The organism is Streptomyces cadmiisoli, from assembly GCF_003261055.1.
Lineage (GTDB): Bacteria > Actinomycetota > Actinomycetes > Streptomycetales > Streptomycetaceae > Streptomyces > Streptomyces cadmiisoli.
Genome location: NZ_CP030073.1, coordinates 4332865 through 4353626 on the forward strand (window position 1 = coordinate 4332865; position 20762 = coordinate 4353626).

General features: G+C 71.6%; 21 protein-coding genes and 1 tRNA gene. 11 read left to right on the top strand and 11 right to left on the bottom strand.

Features of this window, described 5'->3' with window-relative positions; translation table 11 throughout:
- Positions 1–325 precede the first annotated feature (325 nt).
- Together DN051_RS18590 and DN051_RS18595 are read left to right on the top strand one after the other, a co-directional pair.
- Positions 326–1000 (top strand): Crp/Fnr family transcriptional regulator, encoded by a 675-nt coding sequence (locus DN051_RS18590; RefSeq protein WP_053756529.1) that lies wholly within the window; start codon positions 326–328, stop codon positions 998–1000.
- Between the two features lie 250 nt (positions 1001–1250).
- On the top strand, positions 1251–2081 hold the full coding sequence (locus tag DN051_RS18595) for a nucleotidyltransferase domain-containing protein (RefSeq protein ID WP_112439113.1): 831 nt from the start codon (positions 1251–1253) through the stop codon (positions 2079–2081).
- 33 nt (positions 2082–2114) lie between these two features.
- Here the strand turns inward: DN051_RS18595 and DN051_RS18600 are convergent, their stop codons facing one another.
- The 4 genes from DN051_RS18600 to sp36 are packed head-to-tail and all read right to left on the bottom strand — an operon-like array spanning position 2115 to position 4496.
- Entirely contained in the window at positions 2115–2945 is an 831-nt protein-coding gene (locus DN051_RS18600) for an MBL fold metallo-hydrolase (protein WP_053756531.1), read from the bottom strand.
- Positions 2942–3811, bottom strand: coding sequence for an NUDIX hydrolase (locus tag DN051_RS18605; protein ID WP_053756532.1), 870 nt, complete (start codon positions 3809–3811; stop codon positions 2942–2944). Before DN051_RS18605 ends, DN051_RS18600 begins: the two co-directional genes overlap by 4 nt.
- A 59-nt stretch (positions 3812–3870) precedes the next feature.
- Positions 3871–4338, bottom strand: a complete 468-nt coding sequence (locus DN051_RS18610; RefSeq protein WP_053756533.1) for a RidA family protein — start codon at positions 4336–4338, stop codon at positions 3871–3873.
- The gene (sp36, locus tag DN051_RS18615) at positions 4335–4496 is read right to left on the bottom strand and encodes a Sp36 family protein (RefSeq protein WP_003975360.1); all 162 of its coding nucleotides are present in this window, start codon (positions 4494–4496) and stop codon (positions 4335–4337) included. Before sp36 ends, DN051_RS18610 begins: the two co-directional genes overlap by 4 nt.
- 106 nt (positions 4497–4602) lie before the next feature.
- On the opposite strand from sp36, the gene bagA reads away from it, so the two are divergent.
- Both bagA and bagB read left to right on the top strand, forming a co-directional pair.
- Entirely contained in the window at positions 4603–5580 is a 978-nt protein-coding gene (gene bagA, locus DN051_RS18620; protein ID WP_053756534.1) for an ATPase BagA, read from the top strand.
- Positions 5577–6935, top strand: coding sequence for an ATPase BagB (gene bagB / locus DN051_RS18625; RefSeq protein WP_112439114.1), 1359 nt, complete (start codon positions 5577–5579; stop codon positions 6933–6935). The genes bagA and bagB overlap by 4 nt, the downstream gene beginning before the upstream one ends.
- 88 nt (positions 6936–7023) lie before the next feature.
- Here the strand turns inward: bagB and wblA are convergent, their stop codons facing one another.
- On the bottom strand, positions 7024–7362 hold the full coding sequence (gene wblA, locus DN051_RS18630) for a transcriptional regulator WblA (protein WP_053756536.1): 339 nt from the start codon (positions 7360–7362) through the stop codon (positions 7024–7026).
- Positions 7363–7780: 418 nt separating this feature from the next.
- On the opposite strand from wblA, the gene DN051_RS18640 reads away from it, so the two are divergent.
- On the top strand, positions 7781–10099 hold the full coding sequence (locus DN051_RS18640) for a transglycosylase domain-containing protein (protein ID WP_112439115.1): 2319 nt from the start codon (positions 7781–7783) through the stop codon (positions 10097–10099).
- 124 nt (positions 10100–10223) lie between these two features.
- Here DN051_RS18640 and DN051_RS18645 read toward each other — a convergent pair whose 3' ends face one another.
- Positions 10224–10688 (bottom strand): GatB/YqeY domain-containing protein, encoded by a 465-nt coding sequence (locus tag DN051_RS18645; protein ID WP_053756538.1) that lies wholly within the window; start codon positions 10686–10688, stop codon positions 10224–10226.
- 94 nt (positions 10689–10782) lie between these two features.
- Between DN051_RS18645 and DN051_RS18650 the strand changes: the two genes are divergently transcribed.
- The 3 genes from DN051_RS18650 (at position 10783) to DN051_RS18660 (ending at position 12829) form a co-directional block, all read left to right on the top strand.
- Entirely contained in the window at positions 10783–11709 is a 927-nt protein-coding gene (locus DN051_RS18650; RefSeq protein WP_053756539.1) for a metallophosphoesterase, read from the top strand.
- Between the two features lie 206 nt (positions 11710–11915).
- The gene (locus DN051_RS18655; RefSeq protein ID WP_053756540.1) at positions 11916–12722 is read left to right on the top strand and encodes a Pr6Pr family membrane protein; all 807 of its coding nucleotides are present in this window, start codon (positions 11916–11918) and stop codon (positions 12720–12722) included.
- Between the two features lie 33 nt (positions 12723–12755).
- Positions 12756–12829, top strand: a tRNA-Pro gene (locus DN051_RS18660).
- A 225-nt stretch (positions 12830–13054) separates the two neighbouring features.
- On the opposite strand, the gene DN051_RS18665 is transcribed toward DN051_RS18660, so the two are convergent.
- Together DN051_RS18665 and DN051_RS18670 are read right to left on the bottom strand one after the other, a co-directional pair.
- On the bottom strand, positions 13055–13504 hold the full coding sequence (locus tag DN051_RS18665; protein WP_053756541.1) for a peptidoglycan-binding domain-containing protein: 450 nt from the start codon (positions 13502–13504) through the stop codon (positions 13055–13057).
- 58 nt (positions 13505–13562) lie between these two features.
- Positions 13563–14030, bottom strand: coding sequence for an ATP-binding protein (locus DN051_RS18670; RefSeq protein ID WP_324612305.1), 468 nt, complete (start codon positions 14028–14030; stop codon positions 13563–13565).
- Positions 14031–14295: 265 nt separating this feature from the next.
- Between DN051_RS18670 and DN051_RS18675 the strand changes: the two genes are divergently transcribed.
- From DN051_RS18675 to DN051_RS18685, 3 genes are all read left to right on the top strand, one after another.
- Positions 14296–15210: a helix-turn-helix domain-containing protein gene (locus tag DN051_RS18675; protein ID WP_053756543.1), complete on the top strand. Its 915-nt coding sequence runs from the start codon at positions 14296–14298 to the stop codon at positions 15208–15210.
- Entirely contained in the window at positions 15173–15304 is a 132-nt protein-coding gene (locus DN051_RS46540; RefSeq protein WP_234388614.1) for a DUF397 domain-containing protein, read from the top strand. The genes DN051_RS18675 and DN051_RS46540 overlap by 38 nt, the downstream gene beginning before the upstream one ends.
- Before the next feature lie 206 nt (positions 15305–15510).
- A complete protein-coding gene (locus DN051_RS18685; protein WP_112439116.1) occupies positions 15511–16791 on the top strand; it encodes an FAD-dependent oxidoreductase in 1281 nt (426 codons plus the stop codon).
- 78 nt (positions 16792–16869) lie between these two features.
- Here DN051_RS18685 and DN051_RS18690 read toward each other — a convergent pair whose 3' ends face one another.
- The 3 genes from DN051_RS18690 to DN051_RS18700 all read right to left on the bottom strand — a co-directional run bounded on the left by DN051_RS18690 (position 16870) and on the right by DN051_RS18700 (position 20671).
- Positions 16870–18144 carry an APC family permease gene (locus DN051_RS18690; RefSeq protein ID WP_053756545.1) on the bottom strand — a complete coding sequence of 425 codons (1275 nt, stop codon included), beginning with the start codon at positions 18142–18144 and terminating at the stop codon, positions 16870–16872.
- Between the two features lie 173 nt (positions 18145–18317).
- Positions 18318–19337: a hemolysin family protein gene (locus tag DN051_RS18695; protein ID WP_053756546.1), complete on the bottom strand. Its 1020-nt coding sequence runs from the start codon at positions 19335–19337 to the stop codon at positions 18318–18320.
- Positions 19334–20671 carry a hemolysin family protein gene (locus tag DN051_RS18700; RefSeq protein WP_112439117.1) on the bottom strand — a complete coding sequence of 446 codons (1338 nt, stop codon included), beginning with the start codon at positions 20669–20671 and terminating at the stop codon, positions 19334–19336. Before DN051_RS18700 ends, DN051_RS18695 begins: the two co-directional genes overlap by 4 nt.
- Positions 20672–20762 lie beyond the last annotated feature (91 nt).

The window sequence follows — 20762 nt, forward strand, 5'->3', positions numbered from 1 at the left end:
TTTTGCCGCTTTCGCGGCTTTCTTTTCGCTACCGGGCTCCTGTTCGCCCACAGCGGAATCCCGACGTACAACCACCCGCGCAGCCCCCTAGGCCTGTGCTCTCACCGGCGATTTGGACACTCGGCCAGCCTAAGCCCCGGCACGGACATCCGCCCCGGACCCCGATGATCGGCGCCCAATTGGACCCCTGCCGCTTACCAGGCGACGGCCGTGCGGCATCCTTGTGACAGATCACACTGTTTGGACCGTCCGGCAAAATGGGCACCACGGTCCCCTGGTACACCGGGGGAAAGATCCTCTGAGCAGGTCGACAAGGAGAGAACTCGTGGACGACGTTCTGCGGCGCAATCCGCTCTTCGCGGCGCTCGACGACGAGCAGGCCGCGGAGCTGCGCGCCTCCATGAGTGAGGTGACCCTGGCAAGGGGTGACTCCCTGTTCCACGAGGGCGACCCGGGCGACCGGCTCTACGTGGTCACCGAGGGCAAGGTCAAGCTCCACCGCACGTCCCCGGACGGCCGCGAGAACATGCTCGCCGTCGTCGGACCGGGCGAGCTCATCGGCGAGCTGTCGCTTTTCGACCCGGGCCCGCGCACGGCGACCGCCACCGCGCTGACCGAGGTCAAGATGCTCGGCCTCGGCCACGGCGACCTCCAGCCCTGGCTGAACGCCCGCCCCGAGGTGGCCACCGCGCTGCTGCGCGCCGTCGCCCGCCGGCTGCGCAAGACCAACGACGCGATGTCCGACCTCGTCTTCTCGGACGTCCCGGGCCGTGTCGCACGCGCCCTGCTGGACCTCTCCCGCCGCTTCGGCGTGCAGTCCGAGGAGGGCATCCACGTCGTGCACGACCTGACGCAGGAGGAGTTGGCCCAGCTGGTCGGCGCGTCCCGCGAGACGGTCAACAAGGCCCTGGCGGACTTCGCCCAGCGCGGCTGGCTCCGGCTGGAGGCGCGCGCGGTGATCCTGCTGGACGTGGAGCGGCTCGCCAAGCGCTCCCGCTGACCCCGGCCGGGCCGACCGCATCGGCCCGGTTCCGGAAACGGAACGACGCGCGGGCGCCCGGCACCCGGCACCCGGCACCCGGCACCCGGCACCCGGCACCCGAAAACGGAACAGCGCAGCGCACAGGCGCCCGCCTCCGAGCTAGCGAACAGCGCACGGGCGCGGGGCTCCACGCGAGCGAACGGCGCACGGGCGCAGGCCTCCGGAAATACAACGGCGCGCGAGCGCCCGCCTCCGGCACAGTGGGCCGATGCCCGCACCGCATCGGCTTCCGCCTCCCAAGGGCGTCGACTCCCAGGGCCTCCTCGTCCGCGAGGGCTCCCTGGGACTCGTCCCCGCCGCCTTCCGTCCCGTCGTCGACGCCGCGCGGGAGAGGCTGCCGCGCGTGTTCGGCGAGCGGCTGGACAGCGCGTACCTCTACGGGTCGATTCCCCGCGGCACCGCGCGCGTGGGACGCAGCGACCTCGATCTGCTGGTCGCCCTGCGGGACGGGCCGCGGGCCGCCGACCGCGCCGCCGCCGATTCCCTCGGCGACGCGCTCGACCGGGAGTTCCCCGCCGTCGACGGCGTGGGGACGCTGCTGTACGGCCGGGCCCGGCTGCTGAGCGAGGCGGAGACGCACGACCTCGGCTGGTTCGTCGCCTGTCTGTGCACGCCGCTGCTGGGGGAGGATCTCGCCGAGCGTCTGCCGCGCCCCCGGCCCGACAGCCTGCTGGCCCGCGAGACCAACGGCGACCTCGCGCTCCTGCTGCCCCGCTGGCGTGCGCGGATCGCCGCCGCGGACGACAGGCCGAAGGCCCGCCGTCCGCTGGTGCGCTTCATGTCCCGGCACCTGGTCCGCACCGCGTTCACGCTCGTCATGCCGCGCTGGGGCGGCTGGACGAGCGATCTGGCGGAGATGGCCGAGGTGTTCGGCGCGTACTACCCGGAGCGCGCCGACGCGATCCGCCGGGCGGCCGTCCTCGGGTACGAGCCGGCGGGGGACCCGGGCACGCTCGCCTCGTACGTCGACGACCTCGGGCCGTGGCTCGCCGGGGAGTACGCGCGCGTACACGGCGTCAAGACACCGCGGGAGGACTGACGCGGAGGTCCGCGGCGGCCCGCCGGGACGGCGTCAGATGAGGCCGTGCTCCTCCAGGTAGTCCAGCTGCGCCCGTACCGACAGTTCGGCGGCCGGCCACAGGGAGCGGTCCACGTCCGCGTAGACGTGGGCGACGATCTCGGACGCGGTCGGGTAGCCGTTCTCGACGGCCGTCTCCACCTGGGCGAGCCGGTGGGCGCGATGGGCGAGGTAGTACTCCACGGCGCCCTGGGCGTCCTCCAGGACCGGTCCGTGGCCGGGGAGGACCGTGTGGACGCCGTCGTCGACCGTGAGCGACCTCAGCCGCCGCAGTGAGTCCAGATAGTCACCGAGGCGGCCGTCGGGGTGCGCCACGACCGTCGTACCGCGGCCCAGGATCGTGTCGCCGGTCAGGACGGCCCGGTCGGCCGGCAGGTGGAAGCTCAGCGAGTCCGTGGTGTGTCCCGGCGTCGGCACCACCCTCAGCTCCAGACCGCCGACCGTGACCACGTCCCCGGCGCCCAGCCCCTCGTCGCCCAGCCGCAGGGCCGGGTCCAGCGCCCGCACCTCGGTGCCGGTCAGCTCGGCGAACCGGGCGGCACCCTCCGCGTGGTCGGGGTGACCATGGGTCAGCAGGGTCAGGGCGACCCGCTTCCCCGCCCGCTCGGCGGTGTCGACGACATTGCGCAGGTGCGCCTCGTGCAGCGGACCCGGGTCGACCACGACGGCGAGCGAGGAGTCGGGTTCCGCCAGGATCCAGGTGTTCGTGCCGTCCAGGGTCATCGGCGAGGCGTTGGGCGCGAGGACGTTGACGGCCCGTGTGGTGGCGGGACCGGAGAGGACCACGCCGCGCGGCCGGCCGGGGAGGGCTGCTGCGTCCGTCATGCGGGCGCTCCACCGGTCGGGATGTGCTTGGTGAACTCGTCGTGCCCCGGCCAGGAGAGCACGATCTCGTCGCCCTCCAGACGGGCCCGCGCCAGAACGGGTGTCAGATCACGTGCCGGGGCCGCCGCGAGCGCCTCGGCGGCGCCGCCGTACTCGCTCAGCTGCCGCAGGGTGGCGATGGTGGGCGGCATCATCAGCAGCTCGCCCTTGTCGTACGAGGCCGCGGCCTGCGCGGGCCGGATCCACACCGTGCGGTCCGCCTCCGTGGAGGCGTTGCGGGTGCGCTGGCCCTCGGGGAGCGCGGCGACGAAGAACCACGTGTCGTAGCGGCGCTGCTCGAACTCCGGGGTGATCCAGCGCGTCCAGGCACCGAGGAGGTCGGAGCGCAGGACCAGACCGCGCCGGTCCAGGAACTCGGCGAAGGACAGCTCACGGGCGACGAGCGCGGCCCGGTCGGCCTCCCAGTCCGGGCCGGTGGTGTCGCCGACGACGGAGTCGGCGGTGGGACCGGCCAGCAGGACACCGGCCTCCTCGTAGGTCTCCCGCACGGCCGCGCAGACGATCGCCTGGGCGGCGTCCTCGTCGACGCCGAGCCGGTCGGCCCACCACGCGCGCGGGGGGCCCGCCCAGCCGACCTGGTGATCGTCGTCCCGCGGGTCGACACCGCCGCCCGGGTACGCGTACGCGCCCGCGGCGAAGGCCATGGACGCGCGTCTGCGCAGCATGTGGACGGCCGGTCCGGAGGCGGTGTCCTTCAGGAGCATCACCGTGGCCGCGCGCCTGGGGGTCACGGGCGTGAGCGTGCCCTCCGCCAGCGCGCGGATACGGACCGGCCACTCCGGGGGGTACCACTGACCGTTCGCCATGGGCGCGAGGCTATCCCGTGGTGAGCGGATGTTCGAGAGGCGGTGATCACCCCCGGCCGTCAGGCCTGGGTGAGCTCCACCTGGATCTCGACCTCCACGGGCGCGTCCAGCGGCAGCACCGCCACGCCCACCGCGCTGCGCGCGTGCACGCCCTTGTCGCCGAGCACCTGGCCGAGCAGCTCGCTCGCGCCGTTCAGGACGGCCGGCTGGCCCGTGAAGTCGGACGCCGAGGCCACGAAGCCGACGACCTTCACCACGCGCGCGATGCGGTCGAGATCGCCCGCGACGGACTTGACGGCCGCCAGGGCGTTCAGGGCGCAGGTGCGGGCAAGGTCCTTGGCCTCCTCGGGGGTGACCTCCGCGCCGACCTTGCCGGTGACCGGAAGCTTGCCGTCGACCATCGGGAGCTGCCCGGCGGTGTAGACGTACGGGCCGGTCCGCACCGCCGGCTGGTAGGCGGCCAGCGGCGGGACCACCTCGGGCAGGGTGAGGCCCAGCTCTGCGAGCCTCTCCTCGACAGCGCTCACGCCTGCTTCTCCCGCTTCAGGTAGGCCACCAGCTGCTCGGGGTTGTTCGGCCCGGGCACCACCTGGACGAGCTCCCAGCCGTCCTCGCCCCAGGTGTCCAGAATCTGCTTCGTGGCATGGACGAGCAGCGGCACGGTTGCGTATTCCCACTTGGTCATGGGGCCGACTGTATCCGCTGCGCCCGGAGGGTCACGCGGCCCTCCGGGGCACCGTTGTCCACAGGCATCAGATTGGTTCCGGCCCGAACTGGTTACGCTCGAAGACGTGAGCAGGCTCCAGGTCGTCAGCGGCAAGGGCGGGACCGGCAAGACCACGGTCGCCGCGGCCCTCGCGTTGGCTCTGGCCACCGAGGGGAAGCGGACGCTTCTCGTCGAGGTCGAGGGCCGACAGGGCATCGCACAACTCTTCGAAACGGAGGCGCTGCCCTACGCCGAGCGGAAGATCGCCGTGGCCCCGGGCGGCGGGGAGGTGCACGCCCTCGCCATCGACCCCGAACTGGCCCTTCTGGACTACCTCCAGATGTTCTACAAACTGGGGAGCGCCGGACGGGCCCTGAAGAAGCTCGGCGCCATCGACTTCGCGACCACCATCGCACCCGGTCTGCGCGACGTGCTGCTGACCGGCAAGGCCTGCGAGGCGGTCCGGCGCAAGGAGAAGTCGGGACGGTTCGTCTACGACCACGTCGTCATGGACGCCCCGCCCACCGGCCGCATCGCCCGCTTCCTCAACGTCAACGACGAGGTCGCCGGGCTCGCGAAGGTCGGACCGATACACAATCAGGCACAGGCCGTGATGCGGGTGCTGAAGTCCCCGGAGACGGCCGTCCACCTGGTGACGCTCCTGGAGGAGATGCCCGTCCAGGAGACCGCCGACGGGATCGCGGAGCTGCGCGCCGCGCGGCTGCCGGTCGGCCGGGTCATCGTGAACATGGTGCGGCCCGGACTGCTCGACTCCACCGACCTCGAACTGGTGCGGACGGTGCCGCGGACCGACATCGCCCGGTCGCTGTCGTCCGCCGGGCTGGGCGGCGCCCGCCGGGGGCAGAACGCCGAGCGGCTGGTGGACCCGCTGCTGGCGCAGGCGGAGGAGTACACCGAGCGGCACGTCCTGGAGCAGGAACAGCGCGCCGCCCTGGCCGAGCTGGGCCTGCCCCTGCACGAGCTGCCGCTGCTCGCCGAGGGCATGGACCTCGCGGGCCTGTACGAACTGGCCACGGAACTGCGGAAGCAGGGGATCGTATGAGTCCGGACCCGGCCGACGCCGCGCAGGGCGGCCGCCATCTCTCGCCCGTGCGCGTCCTCGACCTCGATCCGCTGCTCGACGATCCGACGACCCGCATCGTGGTGTGCTGCGGCTCGGGCGGCGTCGGCAAGACCACGACGGCGGCGGCGCTGGGCCTGCGGGCCGCGGAGCGGGGCCGCAAGGTGGTCGTGCTCACCATCGACCCGGCCCGCAGGCTCGCGCAGTCGATGGGCATCGACTCGCTGGACAACACCCCGCGCCGGGTCAAGGGCATCGACGGCGCCGGCGAACTGCACGCCATGATGCTCGACATGAAGCGCACCTTCGACGAGATCGTCGAGGCGCACGCGGACCCCGAGCGGGCCGCCGCGATCCTGGGCAACCCCTTCTACCAGTCGCTCTCGGCGGGCTTCGCGGGCACGCAGGAGTACATGGCGATGGAGAAGCTGGGCCAGCTGCGGGCCAGGGACGAGTGGGACCTGATCGTCGTCGACACCCCGCCGTCCCGCTCCGCGCTCGACTTCCTGGACGCGCCGAAGCGGCTCGGCTCGTTCCTCGACGGCAAGCTGATCCGGGTGCTGCTGGCCCCCGCGAAGGTCGGCGGCCGGGCGGGCATGAAGTTCCTGAACGTCGGCATGTCGATGATGACCGGCGCCCTCGGCAAGCTGCTCGGCGGTCAGTTGCTGAAGGACGTGCAGACGTTCGTGTCGGCGATGGACTCGATGTTCGGGGGCTTTCGCACGCGCGCGGACGCGACGTACAAGCTGCTCCAGGCCCCCGGCACGGCGTTCCTCGTGGTGGCCGCCCCGGAGCGGGACGCGCTGCGTGAGGCCGCCTACTTCGTGGAGCGCCTCGCGGCGGAGGACATGCCGCTCGCCGGTCTGGTCCTCAACCGTGTCCACGGCAGTGGCGCCCACCGGCTCTCGGCCGAGCGGGCGCTCGCCGCCGCGGAAAATCTTGAGGAGCCCCGCATTGTGGATCAGGGGGCAGGGAAAGCTGGACTTCGTAACTCTCCCGACACGTACGGCAGTTCAGAATCTTCCGCTTCCGACGCACCGGACGCTCCGGACGACGGCTCCCCCACCGTCACGGAGGACGGCGGCTCCCCCGCCGACCCGGACTCGGAGCGACCCGTCGACCGGCTCACCGCAGGCCTGCTGAGGCTGCACGCCGAGCGCATGCAGTTGCTGGCCCGTGAGCAGCGCACGCGTGACCGCTTCACGGCGCTCCACCCGGAGGTGGCCGTGGCCGAAGTGGCCGCGCTCCCCGGCGACGTGCACGACCTGGCGGGCCTGCGGGACATCGGTGAACGGCTCGCGGCCCACCGGCCGGAGCTGCCCGACAGCGGCACATGAGTGCCCGACAGCCGGCCTACGGTGCCCGACAGTCGGCGTACCAGTGCCCGACGGCGGCGCCCGAGGGGAGCCCCCCTCGGGGTCGCCCTCAGCTCACCGCCGCGTAGTCCTCGTACACCTCGTCGTCGTCGAGGGGCAGGAGACCGGCCCCCCGCTCGTACTCCGTACGCGCCGTCTCCAGCAGCCGGCGCCAGGAGGTCACGGTGGGCCGCCTGCGCAGCAGTGCGCGGCGCTCCCGCTCCGTCATTCCTCCCCACACGCCGAACTCGACGCGGTTGTCCAGCGCGTCGGCCAGGCACTCGGTCCGCACCGGGCATCCGGTGCACACCGCCTTGGCCCTGTTCTGCGCTGCTCCCTGAACGAACAGTTCATCCGGATCGGTAGTGCGGCAGGCCGCCTGCGCACTCCAGTCGGTTACCCAGCCCATACCGGCGCCGTCCTCTCCCGAATCGAGGCTCCCCCACGGCGGCAGCGGCATATTCACCGCCGCCAGTTGAGGACGTTACGGAAGGTGGGCACAGCGCAACACCCCCTTCGGGCCCAATCTTGAATGGCCCGAACGGACTATGCGTAAGCGGCAGATCACCCGGGGGAGTGAGCCTGCGACATGCGCGACAATCCCGACATTCCGGGATGGGTCACGTGAGTCACAACGGACGCCCTGTGACACACAAGGCGGATTCGGGCACGCGCCCAACACACCCCGACAAAAAAAGCCGAGAGATTCCGGAACGATTCGGGGTCGCCGGACGTATTGATACGTGGCCGCACTGCTGTGACAGTTGAGAGCAGCTTAGGCCAAGGCATATACGCGTGTCCGGCGAATGAGAACGTAGGCTTCCTCCATGCCAAAGAAGCGCTCGGGCGGTGGCCTGTCCTCCACGCAGCAGGCCGCCAAGTTCCTCGGTGTCAGTGTGCTCGCGGGAGCCGTCATGGCCGGCATCGCGGTGCCCGCGGTCGGCGCGCTGGGTCTGGCGGCGAAGGGCTCGGTGGAGAGCTTCGACGAGCTCCCGGCCAACATGAAGACGCCGCCGCTCAGCCAGCGCACCACGATCCTGGACGCCGACGGCGGCCACATCGCGACCGTCTACTCGCGTGACCGCACCGTCGTGGACCTCAAGCAGATCTCGCCGTACATGCAGAAGGCGATCGTCGCGATCGAGGACTCGCGCTTCTACCAGCACGGCGCCGTCGACATGAAGGGTGTCCTGCGCGCCCTCAACCGCAACGCGCAGAGCGGTCAGGTGGCCGAGGGCGCGTCCACCCTGACGCAGCAGTACGTGAAGAACGTCTTCGTGGAGGAGGCCGGTGACGACCCGACGAAGGTCGCCGAGGCCACCCAGCAGACCATCGGCCGCAAGATCCGCGAGCTGAAGTTCGCGATCCAGGTCGAGGAGGAGCTGGGCAAGAAGAAGATCCTCGAGAACTACCTGAACATCACCTTCTTCGGTCAGCAGGCCTACGGTGTCGAGGCCGCCGCCGAGCGATACTTCTCCAAGTCGGCCAAGGACCTGACCCTGCCCGAGGCGGCCATGCTCGCCGGCATCGTCCAGTCGCCCAGCCGCTACGACCCGGTCAACGACGAGGCCGAGGCCACCAAGCGGCGCAACGTCGTGCTCCAGCGGATGGCCGACGTCGGCGACATCTCCCAGGCGGACGCCGACGAGGCCAAGGAAGCGCCGCTCGAGCTCAAGGTCAGCCGCCCGCAGAACGGCTGCATCACCGCCGTCAAGGGCGCCAGCTTCTTCTGCAAGTACGTCGAGAAGGTCTTCCTGAACGACCCGGTCTTCGGCAAGACGAAGGAGAAGCGGGCGAAGATCTGGAACCAGGGCGGTCTGACCATCCGCACCACCCTGGACCCGCAGTCGCAGGAGTCCGTCCAGGCCTCCCTCAAGGACCACGTCAACAAGGACGACAGCGTCGCCGCCGCGACGACGCTGGTCGAACCGGGCACCGGCAAGATCCTCGGCATGGGCCAGTCGAAGCCGTTCGGCTACAACAAGAACGAGACCGAGTACAACTACTCGGTCGACGCCTCCATGGGCGGCTCGAACTACGGCTTCCCGACCGGTTCGACGTTCAAGCCGTTCGTCGCGGCGGCCGCGCTGGAGGAGGGCCGCCCGCCGACGCAGGAGTACGCGTCGCCGTACGACATGGCCTATCCGAGCCCCGTCCAGACCTGCTCCGGAAAGCAGTGGGTCAACACCGAGGGTGCCAAGGTCGAGAACGAGGACGAGTCGGAGGTCGGCCCGTACCGGCTGGAGGAGGCGATGGCCAAGTCGGTCAACACCTTCTTCGTGGAGATGATCTCCGACATCGGTCTGTGCCCGGTCATGAAGATGACCGAGAACCTGCACGTCGTGCAGGGCAACGGTGACAAGCTCCCCGAGGTGCCCGCGATCTCCCTGGGCTCCAAGGGCATCTCCCCGCTGACGATGGCGAGCGCCTACGCCGCCTTCGCCTCCCGCGGCATGTACTGCTCGCCGATCGCGATCGAGTCCATCACCCAGAAGATCGGCAACGAGCCGAAGTCGCTGCCGGTGCCGAAGTCGACCTGCTCCCGGGCCATGTCCGAGCAGACCGCCGACACCGTCAACACCCTGCTGCGCGGTGTGGTCGACTCCGGTACGGGCCAGGAGGCCGGCCTGAACGACCGCGAGAGCGCGGGCAAGACCGGTACGACGGACGAGCGCAAGAACGCCTGGTTCGTCGGCTACACGCCGAACCTCTCCGGCGCCGTCTGGGTAGGCAGCGCCACCCAGCAGGTCAAGATGGAGGGCATCTCCATCGGCGGCCAGTACCACGCCAAGGTCTACGGCGGTCAGGTGCCGGGCCCGATCTGGCGGGACGCCATGTCCGGCGCGCTCGTCGGCCGGGAAGCCGATTCCTTCAACATCATCGACATCCCCGACGCCCCTGACGAGGACGAGGAGCGGGGCCGCGGCGACGAGGACCAGGGCAACGGCCCCGGCAACGGCAACGGGAACGGCCCCGGCAACGGCAACGGCAACAACGGCGGCCTCGTCGACGGCGGCGCGGACGGCGGCTTCCCGGCGCCCTCCTTCTCCATCCCCGAGGGCTTCATCCGGGGCGGCGACACCGGCGGTACCGGCCCCGGTGGCAATGGTCCCGGCGACACCGGGGACGCGACGGGCGGACCGTGACGATCCGGCAGTGAGCCCTTGGTCCTCGTCGCCGCGGCGATGACCGGGAAACGACCGATGGGGCGCCCCTTCCGAGAGGGGGCGCCCCATCGACGTACCGGCGGGAGACGTTCCCGCCGCGGCCTCAGCCCGCCAGGAGCTTCTTCACGACGGCGGCGACCCGGCCGCCCTCGGCCTGCCCGGCGACCTTGGGGTTCACGATCTTCATGACGGCGCCCATGGCCCGCGGGCCCTCCGCGCCGGCCGCCTTGGCCTCCTCGACGGCCTGGGCGACGATCTGGTGCAGCTCCTCGTCCGACAGCGGCTTGGGCAGGTACGCGGCGAGCACCTCGCCCTCCGCCTTCTCCCGCTCGGACTGCTCGGGGCGACCGCCCTGCGCGAAGGCGTCGGCGGCCTCACGCCGCTTCTTCGCCTCGCGGGTGATCACCTTGGTGACCTCGTCGTCGGAGAGCTCGCGCTTCTCCTTGCCCGCGACCTCCTCCTTCGTGATCGCGGCCAGCGTCAGCCGGAGCGTCGAGGAGCGGAGCTCGTCGCGCGCCTTGATCGCGGAGTTGAGGTCTTCCTGAAGCTTGGACTTGAGCGTGGTCATGGTGCCGATTGTCGCAGGTGTGCACGACCGGACGCCCGTTGATTTCAGGGACGGCCGGGCGCGGCGCCCGGACGGGGTCTGACACGATGGGGGCATGCGCGCGCGATACGGAGTTCCTCTGGGCATCACGGCGGTCGCGGCCGCCGGTCTCGTCTACTCGGCCGGTTTCGAGGTGCGTTCCTTCCGCCTCCGCCGCGTCACCGTCCCCGTACTGCCCCCGGGCATGGGTCCGCTCCGCGTGCTGCACGTCTCCGACATCCACATGGTCGGCGGGCAGCGCAAGAAGCAGCGCTGGCTGCGCTCGCTGGCCGGACTGCGCCCGGACTTCGTGATCAACACCGGCGACAACCTGTCCGACCCGCAGGGCGTCCCGGAGGTCCTGGACGCCCTCGGCCCCCTGATGGAGTTCCCCGGCGCCTACGTCTTCGGCTCCAACGACTACTACGGCCCCAAGCTGCGCAACCCGGCCCGCTACCTGATCGAGAAGGCGCAGGGCCGCCACGGCCTGAACGGCAACGCGCCCGCCCAGGGCGTCGTCCACAACCCGTGGGAGGACCTGCGGGACGGCTTCGACGCGGCAGGCTGGCTGAACCTGACGAACACGCGCGGAGTGCTGAAGGTCGACGGCGTCGCGGTGGAGATGACGGGCGTGGACGACCCGCACATCAGGCGGGACCGCTACGCCCAGGTCGCCGGCGGCCCCTCGGACTCGGCGGACTTCTCGATGGGCGTGGTGCACGCGCCGTACCTGCGCAGCCTGGACTCCTTCACCGCCGACGGCTACCCGCTGGTCCTGGCCGGCCACACCCACGGCGGCCAGCTCTGCCTCCCCTTCTACGGCGCCTTCGTCACCAACTGCGACCTGGACACCGAGCGTGTGAAGGGCCTGTCGACGCACACGGCGGACGGCCGTACGTCATTCCTCCACGTCTCGGCGGGCTGCGGCACGAACCGCTACACCCCGGTCCGTTTCGCCTGCCCACCGGAGGCGACGCTGCTGACGCTGGTGGGGCGGCAGTAGTACAGGGCGCGGGGCGCTGCCGCCCCGTGGGTCAGGCGGCGTGCGGCGCGGGGGTGCGCCGCCGCGCGGTGGGGCAGGCGCAGGACGGCGCGAGGCGGCGCCGGGACAAGCCGCCGATAGGGCGCACGAGCGATGGACGTATCCGGGCATACCCCACACAGCCCACCCACATCGCCCGTTATGCGGCATTTGCTTAGCGTGAGGGCATGACAGCCCCGATACCCAGGGACATCCCGGATCTCCCCGCCATCCCGGGCATACCCGCGCTGCTGCACTCCCCCGTCCCCGCGACGGCCGTGATGTCGCCCGCGCCGCGCCCCCTGACCGCCGTGTTCCGCCTGCTCACCGCGCTGGCGGCGACGGCCGGCGTGGCGATCTGCCTGATGCTCGGCAGCCCGACCCGGGTCCTGAGCCACTTCACGATCCAGACCAGCATCCTGCTGGCGCTGGTCTTCGCCGTCTCCGCGCGCCGCGCCTGGACCGCACGCCGCCCGCTGCCGTCCGGCCTGATCGGCGCGGTCCTGCTCTACGCCACGATCACCGGGCTGGTCCACCACCTGCTCCTGGCGAACCAGGCGAGCCCCTTCGCGGCGACGGCCCCGGTGACGGCCCTGATCACCGGCGACGCCACGCCGTCGCTGTGGCAGGCGATCGCCGACCTCATCCTGCACACGGCGGTCCCCGTCGCGGCCCTGGTGGACTGGCTGTTCCTGACCGCTCCGGGCCGGCTGCACCTCCGCCAGGCGAGCGGCTGGCTGCTCTACCCCATGGCCTACCTGGCCTTCTCCCTCACCCGAGGCGCACTCCTGCCCCCCGGCGCCCCCGACCGCTACCTCTACCCCTTCCTCGACGTCGCCGGCCACGGCTACAAGGCCGTCCTCGGCAACGCCCTCCTCCTCGGCCTCGCGTTCTACGCCCTGGCCGTCCTCCTCGTCGCCGTCGACCACGCCCGCCCGAGCCTGATCCGCCATCGCGCGAAAACCGGATTTCGTCTCCAGCCACCGGTGGGCTAAAGTAAACGTCGTCGCCGCGACAGCAGCGACGATCGGGGTGTAGCGCAGCTTGGCAGCGCGCTTCGTTCGGGACGAAGAGGTCGTGGGTTCAAATCCCGCCACCCCGACAGCCGAAACACCAGGTGAGGCACCTACCAATTTTGGTAGGTGCCTCACCTGTTTCTGCGTGCGTGGCCTGTGGTCCGGATCCCGTTCGACGATGCCGTCCATGATCGCGGCGCCGGTCTGGATCTTGGGGCCTCGGGTTACCGGGGGATCCAGGGGGCGGGAACGGGGAAGCCCCCGACCGGAGGGAGCCGGTCGAGGGCTTCATGCGCTTCGGTGCGTGCGGACTACGTGACGTACCAGCAGCCGTCGCCCTGGGCCGTGCGGAAGTCCAGGAGGTCCCTGGTGATGGGGCCGTATTCCCCGTCGATGTCGGCGGGTTCAGAGGTGTGGTGGGCCTGTGCCCTGCGGAGCGCTTCCCTCGTCTTCGAACCGAAGTCGCCGTCCTCGGCGATCGGCCAGAAGTTCCCCGCCGGGATCCCGTAGTACCGGTAGTAGCACCTGTTCAGCGCCTTTTGCAGTTCCGTCACCGCGGCGTTGTTGTAGTTGCCCTGCTCGAGCCCACACGTGGTGGACCCGGTGCCCGAGTAGGCCGGCACCTTGATGTCGGGGTCGTTGTTGGTGAGCGTCTTCACGGTGTTGCAGGTCGGTACGGCCGCGGATGCGGGTGAGACGAACACGGTTGTACTGGCCAATGCTGCTGCCATGACCACGATCAGCTCGATCGCACGTTTCACAGATACCCCTTCACAGGCCTGAGCTTGCGGTGGACGTACTCGTGACGGGCGAGATCATTTACTGTCCCGTGCGGGCCGTCAATAGGTCTGCACTTTGCTCGTCCGGCCGGGTTGAGGACTCCAAGGCCAGTTCCGCCCAAACCGTCTTGCCCACCGGAGGCCGAGGCACCGACCCCCAGCGCACGGCCAGGGTGTCCACCAGGAGCAGCCCCCGGCCCGACTCACCTTCCGGATACGACGCGGGCGCGGCCGTGGGCAGCTGCCTCGCCGAGGCGGCGTCCGCGACCTCGACCCGTAACAGGCCCGCAGCCCGGTCGAGGACGAGTCGGAGTCCGAACTCCCTCCCGGCGACCCGGCCGTGCTGTACGGCGTTCGCCGCCAGCTCGCCGACGACCAGGGCGGCGGCGCAGGACACGTCCGATGCCGGCGCCCAGCCCCGTTCCTCCAGCCACCGCACGGCGTGACGCCGGGCGCGCTGCGCGCCTCGCGGGGAAGAGGGGAACTGCTCGGTGGATGCGTCAGGCACACGCTCTCCACCGTCGCCTCCCACAGCTGCCGCAGGCCGTGCGGCGTTCCATCGCGGCTTGTCCCCCGGAGTGGCGGTTTCTGTCAGCACGGCTTCTTCATCCCTTTCAGGCCGGGTCGAGGTGGCCCATGACGTACGAGTCGTCACGTTCCGTGCTCAAGAGTCGACCGATCGCCCTACGCTCGACAGGTGACACAGCCTTACTTTTCAGGCCGTAAGGAACGGAAGTGACGCCTTGGCCAACGGAATTGATCCCAGCGCGTCGATGGCCGCCCTGTTCGGCGCGCGGGTGCGGCGACTCCGGACAGCGGCGGGGCTCACCCAGGCTCAGCTCGGCGACCTCACGCATGTGGTGAGCACGCGGATCACGCAGATCGAGCGGGCATCCGGAGCGAAGCCGACTCTGGAGCTGGCCCGTGCGCTGGACGCGGCGCTGGGTGCGGACGATCTGCTGGTGGAGTTGTGGCCGTACGTGTATCGGGAGGCGTTTCCGGACTGGTCAAGGAGGTTCATGGGGTATTCGGAGCAGGCGGTAGCCGTACGGCAGTACGCGGCCCATGTCGTGCCGGGCCTGCTGCAGACAGAGGACTATGCACGGGCGGTACTCAGCCTGGACGCCCTCTTGGACAGTGAGGAACAGTTGGAGGAGCGGGTCGCAGCCCGTATGGGACGGCAGGCACGGCTGAGTTCGCCCGACCGGCCAGAGCTGTGGGTGGTCCTGGATGAGGCAGTACTGAGGCGCCCGATCGGCGGTCATACCGTGATGCGGAATCAGTTGGCGCGACTGCTCGACGCCGCGTCGGAGCGGCATATCACGCTGCAGGTGCTGCCTTTCGACCAAGGCGGACACGAGGCAATGGGCGGCTCACTGACAATCCTGGCTCTGCCGGACGGCTCGGAGATGGCGTACACCGAGGGCGCTGACTACGGTCAACTGATCGAGGAACCGGCCAATGTCAGTCGCTACAAGGTGATTTACGATCGGCTGCGGGCGGCAGCCCTGCCCCCGATCATGTCGCTTGACACGATCCGGTCCGCGATGGAGGGCGACTACCGTGGCTCGAATCTCCCGTCCCGATCTGAACGGCGCCGGCTGGCGCAAGAGCAGCTACAGCAATCAGGCCGGGGGCGACTGCGTGGAGGTGGCCGACCCGTTCCCGGCCGGCGTCCCCGTCCGTGACAGCAAGGCTTCGGCCGGGCCGGTGATCTGTTTCGGGGCCGTCTCCTGGGCCGCCTTCATAGGCGGGCTGAAGGCCGGGCGCGACCGGCCCTGAGGCACGCCGTCGCGGCACGGTGCAGGCGTTCGGTCTTCTGTTCGACCATGTTTTGGTCAATACGCGGCGATATCGTCGACCGAAATCGGCTGGTGGGCCACACTGAGCGGCGGAGGGGGGACGGGTGCGGCGGCTGTGTGGCGGCGTGCCATCCCGGAGTTCGTGCTGCCTTGGGGAAGGCGGCGCGGGGAGCAGCGGGGGGATGCATGACGCAGTCGCTTCCGGGGCAACGCCCGGTCCGTGACCGGGGGTTCGCCGGGCGGGCGGGGCTTCCGGTCGTGGTGGTCGGGGCCGGGCCGTACGGGCTGTCGGTGGCCGCGCATCTGCGTGCCGCCGGGGTGCCGGTTCGGATCTTCGGGCAGGTGATGGGCAGTTGGCGGCATGCCATGGCCACCGGGATGTTCCTGAAGTCGACGCCGGACGCGGTCGACCTCTCCACGCCGGAACCGGGCGGGCGCCTCGCGGACTTCCGTCGACTGCACGGTGAGCCGGAACTGACCGAGCTGACGCCGATCCCGTGCGAGGTGTTCGTCCGGTACGGGACGTGGTTCCAGAAGCGCCACGTCGGCGACGTGGACCCGGCCAGGGTCGTGGCCGTCGACCGGGCTCCGTCCGGCGGGGGTTTCCTCGTCCGGCTCGACGACGGGCGGGAGTTGCGGTCCGCCGCCGTAGTGGTGGCCACCGGCCTGAACGGTCTCGCCCATGTGCCGGGGGAGTTGGGGCGCCTCGCGCCCGAAGGGCCCGGCGCCGGGGCGCTCGTTTCGCACACCAGCCACCACACGGACCTGTCACCGTTCGCGGACCGGCGGGTCGCGGTGGTCGGCGGCGGTCAGTCCGCGCTGGAGAGCGCCGCGTTGCTGCACGAGGCCGGTGCCGATGTGCGGGTGCTGGTCAGGGCGCCGCGCGTGCGGTGGGGGATGCGGCCGCAGTCGGCGCGGTCGTGGGCGGAGCGCGTGGCCAGGCCCGCCTCTCCGCTCGGTACGGGCTGGGTGCTGGCCGCGGTGTGCACGGGGCCGGCGGCGGTGCGCAGGCTTCCCGCGCCCGCGCGCATGCTGCTGTTCCGGCGCGCGCTCGGCCCGTCCGGGGGATGGTGGCTGCGCGACCGGGTCGAGGGGGTCGTGCCGGTGCGCACCTCCTGCCGGGTCGTACGGGCGGACACGGACGGATCCGGGGTACGTCTGGAGCTGGCCGTCGCCGGTCGGTCCGCGGTCCTCGACGTCGACCATGTGCTGGCGGCCACGGGGTACCGGCTCGACCTGGACGCGATGACGTTCCTGACGCCGGGGGTGCGTGGCGCGCCGGCCCGTGTGCCGGGTTCGAACGCGCCCCGGCTGTCCGCGGGGTTCGAGTCGTCGGTGCCGGGGCTGCACTTCACCGGTTCGCTCGCCGCGCCGGCGTTCGGTCCGATATTGCGGTTCGTGGCGGGTACGGAGTTCGCCGCCGCACGCGTCGCGCGGCACCTCGCCCGTAGCCTCGCGGCGCGTTGAGGCGACCCGGACCCGCGGCGTCCGATGCGGGTCGGACCGTGGGACCGGGGGCGTCGCGAGGGGGCGCCTGCTCTGGCCCTAGGACCCCCGGCGGGCGGTCACGCCCCGGCGGGCCCAGTACGCCGCCGCTCCCAGCGCGAGCACGGCCACGCCCCAGGCCACCGACGCCGTCGGCAGGGTGAAGGCCAGCAGCAGGCAGCCGGCCAGCCCGGTCGCGGGCACGATCCGCGGCGGCCGGTTCTCCTCCGCGGTCAGGGTCCAGGCGGACGCGTTGGCCACGGCGTAGTAGGCGAGGACGCCGAAGGAGGAGAAGCCGATCGCGCCGCGTACGTCGGTGGTCGCGGCGAGGACCGCCACGACCGCGCCCACCACCAGCTCCGCACGGTGCGGCACCTTGTACCGGGGGTGCACCGCGGCCAGCGCGTGGGGCAGGTGGCGGTCCCGGGACATGGCCAGCGCGGTACGGGAGACGCCCAGGATCAGCGCGAGCAGCGAGCCGAGCGCGGCCAGTGCCGCCCCGGCCCGCACCACCGGAACCAGACCCGGCATCCCGGCCTGCCGTACCGCCTCGGCCAGCGGCGCGCTCTGTCCCGCCAGCCCGGCCGGGCCCAGCACCGCGAGCACGGCGACGGCGACGGCCGCGTACACGACGAGGGTGATGCCCAGGGCGAGCGGTACGGCGCGGGGGATCGTGCGTGCCGGATCCTTCACCTCCTCGCCCAGCGTGGCGATGCGGGCGTATCCGGCGAAGGCGAAGAACAGCAGCCCGGCCGCCTGGAGCACCCCCGCGACGGAGGCGTCCGAGCCGATGTCCAGCCGCCCGGCCCGCGCGTCGGCGGAGGTCAGACAGGCCACGACCACGGCGGCCAGCACCGCCAGCACCACGGCGACGATCGCCCGGGTCAGCCACGCCGCCTTCTGGACCCCCAGGTAGTTCACCGCCGTCAGTGCGACGACGGCGGCCACGGCGACTGCGTGCGACTGGTCCGGCCACACGTAGGAGCCCACGGTGAGCGCCATCGCCGCGCACGACGCGGTCTTGCCCACCACGAAGCCCCACCCGGCGAGGTAGCCCCAGAACTCGCCCAGCCGCTCACGGCCGTACACATACGTCCCGCCGGACTGTGGATGGCGGGCGGCCAGGCGCGCCGAGGAGGTGGCGTTGCAGTACGCCACCACGGCGGCGACGGCCAGGCCCACGAGCAGCCCCGAGCCCGCCGCCTCCGCGGCCGGCGCCAGCGCGGCGAAGATCCCCGCGCCGATCATCGCGCCCAGTCCGATGACGACGGCGTCGAAGACGCTCAACCGCCGTACCAGCGCGGCGGCTTCGCCGCGCCGCGACGCCTGCCCCATGCCGCACCGTCCCTCGTCCGTCGTACTTCCGCACCGCGTGTCCTACGGCGGCGGTCCGCCGCCGTACGCCGTCTCCTCGGCGCCGAGCGCTCGCGCACCCTCGCTCGGGCCGTCGCGCGACGATAAGCGGGCTCGGTGAACGCCGGGTGACACCGCCCGGCCGCCCGCGGGTCTCAGGCCGCCCGGGGCTGCAGGTAGCGCGCGAGCAGGTCGTCCAGGCTCACCATGCCGCAGAGGCCGCCGGCGGTGTCGCGTACGACCGCCAGCGAGGACCGGTTGCGGCGGAGCAGGTCGATGGCGTCGGCGACGGTGCTGTCCGAGGTCAGCTCGGGCACCGGGCGGGCCAGGTCGCGGGCGTCCGCGGCGCGGCCCTGGGAGCGGGCGACGAGGGCGTCGCGGGCGTGCACCGAGCCCACGACGGCGCCGTCGTGCCGGACCAGGAGGCGGGTGCGGTCGCTCTCCGCCGCCACGCGCAGGATCTCGGCGAGGTCGGCGTCGGCCGCCACCGAGGTGATGTCGGCGGGCGGGACGAGGAGCGTGCGGACGGGCGTCTCGGGCTCGGTCAGTGAGCGGGTGATCAGGTCCGAGTCGGACTCGCTGATCAGGCCGAGCCGCTCGGACTCCTCGACCAGGTGGGTGAGCTGCTCGCGGTTGTGGACCGAGGCCAGTTCGTCGCGCGGGGTGACCCGGCACAGCCGTACCAGCGCGTTGCTCACCTTGTTGAGCAGCGAGATCAGCGGGCGGACCGTCCTCACCACGGCCCGGAACGGCGGGGAGAGCAGCATCGCCGAGCGCTCCGGGTGGGCGATGGCCCACGACTTCGGGGCCATCTCGCCGACCACCATGTGCAGGAACACCACGACGATCATCGCCACGGCGAAGGCGACGCCGTAGCTGAGCGTGCTGGGCAGGCCCCAGGCGTGCAGGAGCGGGTCGAGCTCGTGCGAGATGGCGGGCTTGGAGACCGAGCCCAGGCCCAGGGTGCAGACGGTGATGCCGAGCTGGGCGCCGGCCAGCATCAGCGACAGTTCGCGCATGCCGGCCAGCGCCGCCCCGGCACCGCGCCGGCCGTCGGCGGCGGCCTTCTCCATGCGGTGGCGTTTGGCGGCGACCAGCGCGAACTCGGCCGCCACGAAGAATCCGCTGCCGATCAGCAGCAGGACGGTGACGAGGATCGCCGTCGGGAAGCTCATGCCTGTTCCTCCGCCGGTCGGGCGGTCCGCCGGACGCGCACCCGCTCGGGTACGTGGCGGTCCAGTGTGCGTACGTCGATCAGGGCGCGCGTGCCGTCCGGCAGGTCGACGCTCAGCCGGTCGCCGATCGCCGGGAAGCGGCCGAGGCGGTCCACGATCAGGCCCGCGAGGGTGTCGTAGTCGTCCTCCTCGGGCAGCTCGATGCCGGTGGCGCCGGCGATCTCGTCGATGCGCCGCCCGGCGTCCACCAGCCAGCCGTCCCCGTCGGCGACGGCCAGCTCGGTGACCGTGTCGGACTCGTCGGCGATGTCGCCCACCAGTTCCTCGGCGATGTCCTCGTAGGTGACGATGCCGGCCACGCCGCCGTGCTCGTCCAGGACGACCGCGAACTCGTCGTCCCGCTCCCGCATCCGGGTCACCGCGTCCGGCAGGGGCAGCGTGTCGGGCAGGTACAGCGGCCGGCGGGCGAGCGCACCCGAGGCGGTCGCGGCGAGATCCGCCGCGGGCAGGCGCATCAGCTCGCGTACGCCGAGGACGCCGGGGACGTCGTCGGGGTGGTCGCCGAGCACCGGGTAGGTGGAGTGGCCGTGCTTGCCGATCAGGTCGACCGCCTCGGCGGCCGTGGCGTCGGCGCGGACGAACACGGTGTCGACCCGCGGCACCATCACCTCGTGCAGGGTGCGCTCGGAGAACTCCAGGGCGTGGTCGATGAGGTCGGCGGTGTCCTTGGGCAGTTCGCCGCCCGCGTGGGACTCGCCGATGAGGTGGCCGAGCTCCTCCAGGGTGGCGCCGTGGTGCAGTTCCTCGACGGGCTCGATGCCCACCCGGCGCAGCAGCCGGTTGGCGGCGGAGTCGAAGATCCGCACCACCGGGCCGACGACCTTCAGATAGGCGAGGGTGGACGCGGCCAGGGACTTCGCCAGGCGCTCGGGCACCGCGATGGCGAGGTTCTTCGGGGCGAGCTCGCCGAGCACCATCTGGACGACCGTGGCGAGCACGAAGGCGAGGACGACGGAGATGCCGGTGACCGCGCCCGCGGGGATGCCGATACCGGTCAGGGCGGGTTCCAGCAGCGCGGAGACGGACGGCTCGGCGATGAAGCCGACCACCAGACCGGTGACGGTGATGCCGAGCTGGGCGCCGGACAGCATGAACGACAGCCGCTCCAGCACCTTCAGCGCGCGGGCCGCCCTCCGGTCGCCCGCCTCGGCCTCCCGGGCCAGGGCGAGCCGGTCGGCGGAGACGTAGGCGAACTCCTGGGCGACGAAGTAGCCGGTGCCGGCGGTGAGGACGAAGACGGCCAGCAGGCCGAGCAGGGCGTTCACGGCACTCATCGCACACCACCCCGCCGTGTGCCGCGACGAGAGCTGTCGTGGCGGGATGGTCCGGGACTGTGGCCCGGGGAGTCCGTCGGTCTGGCGGACA

Coding starts and splice junctions, on each gene's coding strand:
- DN051_RS18595 (WP_112439113.1), top strand. CDS start 1,251: ATGCCCGCACCGCATCGGCTTCCGCCTCCCAAGGGCGTCGACTCCCAG.
- DN051_RS18600 (WP_053756531.1), bottom strand. CDS start 2,945: ATGACGGACGCAGCAGCCCTCCCCGGCCGGCCGCGCGGCGTGGTCCTC.
- DN051_RS18605 (WP_053756532.1), bottom strand. CDS start 3,811: ATGGCGAACGGTCAGTGGTACCCCCCGGAGTGGCCGGTCCGTATCCGC.
- sp36 (WP_003975360.1), bottom strand. CDS start 4,496: ATGACCAAGTGGGAATACGCAACCGTGCCGCTGCTCGTCCATGCCACG.
- bagB (WP_112439114.1), top strand. CDS start 5,577: ATGAGTCCGGACCCGGCCGACGCCGCGCAGGGCGGCCGCCATCTCTCG.
- wblA (WP_053756536.1), bottom strand. CDS start 7,362: ATGGGCTGGGTAACCGACTGGAGTGCGCAGGCGGCCTGCCGCACTACC.
- DN051_RS18640 (WP_112439115.1), top strand. CDS start 7,781: ATGCCAAAGAAGCGCTCGGGCGGTGGCCTGTCCTCCACGCAGCAGGCC.
- DN051_RS18645 (WP_053756538.1), bottom strand. CDS start 10,688: ATGACCACGCTCAAGTCCAAGCTTCAGGAAGACCTCAACTCCGCGATC.
- DN051_RS18650 (WP_053756539.1), top strand. CDS start 10,783: ATGCGCGCGCGATACGGAGTTCCTCTGGGCATCACGGCGGTCGCGGCC.
- DN051_RS18655 (WP_053756540.1), top strand. CDS start 11,916: ATGACAGCCCCGATACCCAGGGACATCCCGGATCTCCCCGCCATCCCG.
- DN051_RS18675 (WP_053756543.1), top strand. CDS start 14,296: ATGGCCGCCCTGTTCGGCGCGCGGGTGCGGCGACTCCGGACAGCGGCG.
- DN051_RS18685 (WP_112439116.1), top strand. CDS start 15,511: ATGACGCAGTCGCTTCCGGGGCAACGCCCGGTCCGTGACCGGGGGTTC.
- DN051_RS18690 (WP_053756545.1), bottom strand. CDS start 18,144: ATGGGGCAGGCGTCGCGGCGCGGCGAAGCCGCCGCGCTGGTACGGCGG.
- DN051_RS18695 (WP_053756546.1), bottom strand. CDS start 19,337: ATGAGCTTCCCGACGGCGATCCTCGTCACCGTCCTGCTGCTGATCGGC.
- DN051_RS18700 (WP_112439117.1), bottom strand. CDS start 20,671: ATGAGTGCCGTGAACGCCCTGCTCGGCCTGCTGGCCGTCTTCGTCCTC.